The following is a 5,206-nucleotide window of genomic DNA, read 5'->3' on the forward strand; positions in this document are numbered from 1 at the left end:
GATCTTCCCGGTCTTGATCTGACTGTCGATGGTGCTCTTGTCCGCGGCAGTCGGGTCGGTGCCCTCCGAGATCGCGCGCAGGAAGGCCGGCGGGGTCAGCAGGTTCAGCCCGAGCGCCGGGGACAGCATCTCGAAGATGCTCTCCGAGGCCCCGACCGGCGTCCCGGCGTACTTCTTCTTGATCGTTGCGATGAGATCGGTGTACGGCTTGAGGGTCGTGGCGGTGAAGGATGCCCGCTGCTGATCGAAGTAGCCCGCGCCAGCGGGGTCGATCTTCTTGTAGTCGGCGGTGACCTGGTCGATCACCTTCGCGACGTCATCCGGGTTGTACCAGCGATGCGGGTTGTCGCCGTCCTTCGCGCCGACCAGGTCGCCGACGGTCAGCGTCACCCGCCCGGCCGCCGGGTTGGCCGCCGCCAGCTTGCCCGCCCACGGGTCGTAGCCGACGCCGTTGTCGATGAACAGCCGCGCACCGGCGATCGCCCGGCCGTCGGCGGGGGTCGGCTCATAGTCGTGCGGGTCGGCGTCGGGATTGTCGATGATGCTGGTGACCGCCACCCGATCGCCCCCCAGCTGGGCGGCGATGCTGCCCCAGAAGTTCTCGGCCGCCACCACAGCGATCTTCCCGCTGCCGGTGGCGCCGGTCCCGGTGTCCTCCGACGAGGACGTCCCACACGCGGCCACGACCATCGCCACGCCGGCGGCCACTACCCCCAGGCCGCGCGGCATCCGCCCGGGCCGCACCCGCCAGCGCCGCGCCGTGACCAGCCGTGCACCATCCACCACGATCTCCCTGCTTGTCACCCGACCGGACCTGCTAGCAGTACCGGGATTCATTTTCGCAAAGGTAGCGGCTAATGGAAACCGTTACAAGTTCGAGTTCGAGCGGTCGGCGATGACGCGGGGCGGGCCTCCCCGCCGCCCATCCGCCCATCCGCCCATCCGCCCATCCGCCCATCCGCCCATCCGCCCATCCGCCCATCCGCCCATCCGCCTGCATGATCGACCAGATGCTTTGCCGGGTCGGACGCCCTGCGCCGTCCGCCGGGGGCGCGCACCGGGCGTGCACCGGGTGTACGGAGGCGGGACGCGCCGCATCGCACGGCAGATCCGGCGGGGTGTCGGGGTGCGCCGCCGCGGCGCAATCGATCTGCACACGGAGTATCACTGTCGGTATTGACAACGGTTGTTGTATCCAAGACAGTGGTGATCGTTGTCGCTGCCACCAGCCCAGGAGGTATCCATGTCCCTGACGGTGTCGCCCGACCTGTTGGAGCAGGCCGAACAAGGTCACGTCGACGAGGCCGACTTCCTCGCTTGTATCCGCACTTCCCTGCCCTACGCCTACGGACTGGTCGAGCGGCTCGCCGGCGAGCTGCCCACCGCAGCCCGCGACTTCGCCGACAACCAGACCCCGCCCGCGGACGACGCCGAGCAGGGACAGCTGTTGCGGGCGATGGCCAGCACCTCGATACGCGCGGCCCTGGAACGGCACTTCGGCGTGGCGCTAGCCTTCCAGAACTGCCATCGGCTGGCCGCTTTCCGCCCCCAGGCCACGGGCGGCGAGCAGTACCGCCGCTTCATCTCCCCGGAGAGCCAGGTCCTCAACCAGCAACCGGAGTTCGTCAACTGCTAGCCTGGGCTCCCGGGATATTTTGATCTCGATGGCCCGGCGGGCCGGTGTTGTCCATTTTGTATCTGATTTGTCCTGGACGTTCATCCACCGGCCCGCCTGGCCCCCTGATCAGAATCGGGTACCACCCGCAATATGGCGTCGATCGTGGGGAGCGTCGAGGCAGACGGACCTCCTACCTCGCGTTCATCGACGCCACCAACACCAAAGCGTCGATCGCGCAACGGGACAGGGCGCTGTGGCGTGTTACCGCTACCGCGTTGGGATGCTCAGGATGACGTCGCGGCCCACGCTGCTCACGGTCGGATGCGCGGGCGGTGCTGGCCTGTGCCCACACAGCCCGAGGTAGTAGGTCACCACACCCTCGAAGTCGCCGCCCCGCTGCACGTGGACGACATTCGTTGTCCGGCCGAGAGGGAAGAGGTTCCTCGGAGCGGTGGGTTGACCTTCGAGGTTGTGTGCGGCGGCGTTGTGGAAGGTGACCTTCACGAAGGATCGTCCCAGCACAAAGACCCGGTTACCGGATCCGTCCTGGATCAGCCCCGATCTCGGCACGTACTCGGCTCTGGGGACGTAATGAAGTAACAAATACGTGATCGAGAGCATCATCGCAGGTCACAGGCCTGTGGAGGGTTCGAAACGCGCAAGTTATTTCATTTCGACTCCTATGAGCCTCGGTGAAGGCGTTGGTCCTTACTCCGTGCATGAGGCCACCCCCTCGGGGGTTCCGCTCGCGGCCTACAGGTTCCGCCCTGCCCTGAGGGGCGTCAACTCGGCGAACCGGAGGAATCCGGGCCGGTGGCCGGTGGCCGGTGGCCTAGGCTGGAACTGTGCACGACGGCACAGTGACGCTGTTCCTCTGCGGCGATGTGATGCTAGGCCGCGGCGTCGACCAGATTCTGCCGCATCCAGGCAACCCGAGACTTTCCGAGGGATATATCCGGGATGCCCGCGCCTATGTCGAGCTGGCTGAAGCAGCGAACGGCCCGATTCCTCGCCCGGTCGACTTCGCCTGGCCCTGGGGTGACGCACTGCCCGTGCTGGATGAGGTCCAGCCCGATGTTCGGGTAGTGAACCTGGAAAACAGCATCACCCGGTGCGATGACTTCGCCGCCGGAAAGGCGGTTCATTATCGGATGAGTCCGGACAACCTTCCCTGCCTGGCCACCGCCCGGCCCGATGTGTGCGTGCTGGCGAACAACCACCTGCTGGATTCCGGCCACCGAGGGCTCGTCGAGACCCTCGACGCGTTGTTCGCGGCCGGGCTGAGAGCGGTGGGAGCCGGGCGCGACGCGGACGAGGCGTGCAAACCGGCCATGGTCCCGCTCGGCGGGGGCCGGCGGGTCCTGGTCTTCTCGTTCGGCCTGCCCTCCAGCGGCATTCCACGGGCGTGGGCCGCGGCCCCGGGCCGGGGCGGCCTAGACGTCGTCCCCGAATTGTCGGACGCCACCGCCGAGGAGGTGACCACCCGCACCCGGCGGGCGAAGCGCCCCGGTGACCTCGTCGTCGCCTCCATCCACTGGGGATCCAACTGGGGCTATGACGTAGACGACGACCAGATCCGCTTCGCCCACCGGCTCATCGACGGCGGTGTCGACGTCGTGCACGGGCACTCGTCGCACCATCCGCGTCCCGTCGAGGTGTACCGGGACCGGCTTGTCCTGTACGGCTGTGGCGACTTCATCAACGACTACGAGGGCATTACCGGCTACGAAACGTACCGGGACGACCTGCGGCTGGCGTACTTCGTCTCCGCCGAGATCTCCACCGACCCGCCCGGCGCGACGCTGACCGGCCTGCGGATGGTGCCCCTGCAGGCACGGCGGATGCGGTTGTGGCGCGCTGCACCCGAAGACGCGGGGTGGCTACGGGGAGTTCTCGCCAGGATCAGCCGCGACTTCGGGACACAGTTCGACCTCAACGCACCCGGCGTGCTGTCGCTGCGCCAACCAGGAGCGAACCCTCGATGGTGTGCTCCAGCGATTCGGCAGCCTCGGCCAGCGACGAAGGCCGGAAGATCAGGACCGGTCCGTAAGGCACGCTCACGCCGGCGTGGGGGCACCAGCCGGCTGAGCACGTCGAGTTCCGCCAGCCACAGCTGCCCCAGCCAGGCGTGGTTCGGCACGCTGGCACTGGCCACGAACGTGACACCGACCCGCTCGTCGATGCCCAGCATGGCGACGGCCAGATGCTGACGTCCGACGAGTAGTTGGCCCGTGCCGACCAGCCCGGTCACCGCACGTCCCGCGACAGCCAGCGGCCCGCGCATCGTTCGGACGTTGCTCGCCACCAGGGCCATCTTCCGGGTCTGGGCCGGGTAAGCGGCGGCGCCCGCGAGCATGCGGGGCGAGGCGATCGTCGCCATGGTGGAGAAGTGGTGACGTTCCACCACCCCCAGCCCGCCCTTCTGCATGCGACGGGTCTCCGCGGCGATCCACGCCAACCGCCGGCCGGGGTCCGGCTCCCCGCAGGGAAGCGGGACACGCACGCCCGAGGAATAGTTCGACAGCACGTTCCGTTCGGCGGCGGTCCGGAAACTGATGGGCATCAGCGCGTGGAGGGGCTGCCGGTCCCGGCGCCATTCGGGAAGGGACCACGTCCGCAGCGCCCCGGCGAGCGCGGCGAGATAGACGTCGTTGACCGTGACATCGTGGTGGCGAGCCACGGCGCGCAGCGTGCCCAGATCGGTGGTGACCCAGGAATGTCGCGCCGGCCCGGCCGGCGGTCCGCCCCAGGCGTCGAGGGCACGGGTGGGAGCCAGGCAACGCAGCCCCCGGCCGACGAAACCCGCGTAGTCCGAGGGCCGCGGCCGGCGGATCGCGGGGGGCAGACCGAGGTCGAGTTCGCCCTCCCCCCCCGAAGAGCAGGTGCAGCGCCTGGTAGAGCGCGAAGCCGTCCTGCTGGATGTGGCTGGTCCGGTACACCAGCACCGTCCCGGACGACCCCGGGGCGCGCAGCAGGTAAAGCATCCACGGCGGCCGGCTGATGTCGATCGGCTGGGCGGCAATGCGGTCGACGGCGGCACGCAGCCGCGCATCGCCGACACCACCGACGCCCCGGTCGGCACCGCTGGCACCGGCGGCGGACGGCAGGTCCAGGGCGACGACGTGATCGTCGACGTTCATGCCCGGACCGGAGACCCAGAGGGTCTCGTTCGCCGTCGGGCGGCGACCAGAGCACCGGACCGCGACAGTCTCGAGACGGTCGGTAAGCATCCGTGCCCGGGGGTCGCGCAGCCGCTCGGCGACGTGCGCCCGCAGGTCCGCCAGCTCCAGCGGGGGGCCGTCAATGAACAGCAGCGCACCGACGTCCTGGAACTCCCCGGGATTGAGCCGGGTGAAGGCGAGGTAGGCCCGGTCACCCGAGGTCAGTGGACGGGCGTACGCCCGCTCGGAACCGGCCTTCGTGACCACGTCGAGCAGGGCCATCAGACGCTCCCCCGCCCCGTCCGGGGGCGCGGGGCGCGGGCCCGGGAATCGGGCTGGGCAACTTCACCAGATTGACACGTCAACACGCCAAAGACACATGGGCCCATGTACCTATTACTCCTGATTCCGAGCAGGCCGCCGGGGG

The 5,206-nt window shown here is 68.8% G+C and carries 4 protein-coding genes and 2 pseudogenes; 3 read left to right on the forward strand and 3 right to left on the reverse strand.

What is annotated here, in order from left to right:
- Positions 1-783: metal ABC transporter solute-binding protein, Zn/Mn family (locus ACY45C_RS19680; protein ID WP_462189041.1), on the reverse strand; the 783-nt coding region annotated here is incomplete at its 3' end.
- 460 nt (positions 784-1,243) lie between these two features.
- On the opposite strand from ACY45C_RS19680, the gene ACY45C_RS19685 reads away from it, so the two are divergent.
- Positions 1,244-1,636, forward strand: a complete 393-nt coding sequence (locus ACY45C_RS19685; protein WP_462189038.1) for an SCO5389 family protein — start codon at positions 1,244-1,246, stop codon at positions 1,634-1,636.
- Positions 1,637-1,885: 249 nt separating this feature from the next.
- Here the strand turns inward: ACY45C_RS19685 and ACY45C_RS19690 are convergent, their stop codons facing one another.
- Positions 1,886-2,242: an AMIN-like domain-containing (lipo)protein gene (locus tag ACY45C_RS19690; RefSeq protein ID WP_462189039.1), complete on the reverse strand. Its 357-nt coding sequence runs from the start codon at positions 2,240-2,242 to the stop codon at positions 1,886-1,888.
- A gap of 221 nt (positions 2,243-2,463) precedes the next feature.
- Between ACY45C_RS19690 and ACY45C_RS19695 the strand changes: the two are divergent.
- Positions 2,464-3,579 (forward strand): annotated as a pseudogene (locus ACY45C_RS19695) (CapA family protein); the annotation flags it as partial.
- Between the two features lie 233 nt (positions 3,580-3,812).
- Here the strand turns inward: ACY45C_RS19695 and ACY45C_RS19700 are convergent.
- A pseudogene (locus tag ACY45C_RS19700) lies at positions 3,813-4,181 on the reverse strand (WS/DGAT domain-containing protein); the annotation flags it as partial.
- 319 nt (positions 4,182-4,500) lie between these two features.
- On the opposite strand from ACY45C_RS19700, the gene ACY45C_RS19705 reads away from it, so the two are divergent.
- The gene (locus ACY45C_RS19705; protein ID WP_462189040.1) at positions 4,501-5,136 is read left to right on the forward strand and encodes a hypothetical protein; all 636 of its coding nucleotides are present in this window, start codon (positions 4,501-4,503) and stop codon (positions 5,134-5,136) included.
- The last annotated feature ends 70 nt before the right edge of the window (positions 5,137-5,206 follow it).

It is taken from the genome of Frankia sp. CcWB2 (genome assembly GCF_977927585.1).

What these genes read in the sequence shown, in the direction of transcription:
- ACY45C_RS19690 (WP_462189039.1), bottom strand. Translation starts at nt 2,242, where the DNA reads ATGATGCTCTCGATCACGTATTTGTTACTTCATTACGTCCCCAGAGCC.
- ACY45C_RS19685 (WP_462189038.1), top strand. Translation starts at nt 1,244, where the DNA reads ATGTCCCTGACGGTGTCGCCCGACCTGTTGGAGCAGGCCGAACAAGGT.